The organism is Vibrio sp. YT-19(2023) (assembly GCF_033337395.1).
Genome location: NZ_JAWOQN010001179.1, coordinates 1 through 512 on the forward strand (window position 1 = coordinate 1; position 512 = coordinate 512).

Below are 512 nucleotides of genomic sequence, written 5' to 3' on the forward strand. Positions count from 1 at the left end.
TTTTTCTAACGGTATGCGGTGCGGCAGTTCAAACCAAGGTACCAATTGGTCACCTGTGACTTCTTGCGGAGGTAGTTTGCAGTCCATATCTAAACGACCATCAGAAAAGCAGAAACGCATTCTTGTAAAGGCATTGATGATATAGCGATAGCGATCCAGACCTTCCAGTGAGTCATCCCAAAGATCTGGTAAGTTGCTGTACATGTTTTTTAGCAACCACGGCAACTCTTCGCCTTGGATAATATGTTCTACTTCGCGAGCGCATTGTCTGGCTGTTTCTAAATCCCATTGCGGTGAGATACCCGCATGACACATCACAAACTCGTCGTGCTCTGCCAGAAGAGGTTGTTTAGCTAGCCAAGAGAGCAGTTCTTCGCGGTCTTTAGCGAGGAAAATAGGGGTCGTTTTATCTTTGTCTTTTCGCTTTTTCAGGCCGTAAGATACAGCCAGTAAATGTAAGTCATGATTGCCGAGTACGACTTTTGCGCTGTCACCGAGTGACTTTACGAAGC

General features: G+C 45.9%; 1 protein-coding gene. It reads right to left on the reverse strand.

The window, feature by feature from the left end:
- Positions 1 to 512 (reverse strand): bis(5'-nucleosyl)-tetraphosphatase (symmetrical) ApaH (gene apaH / locus R7E78_RS30715; protein WP_318059219.1); only part of this gene is annotated, 512 nt, incomplete at both ends.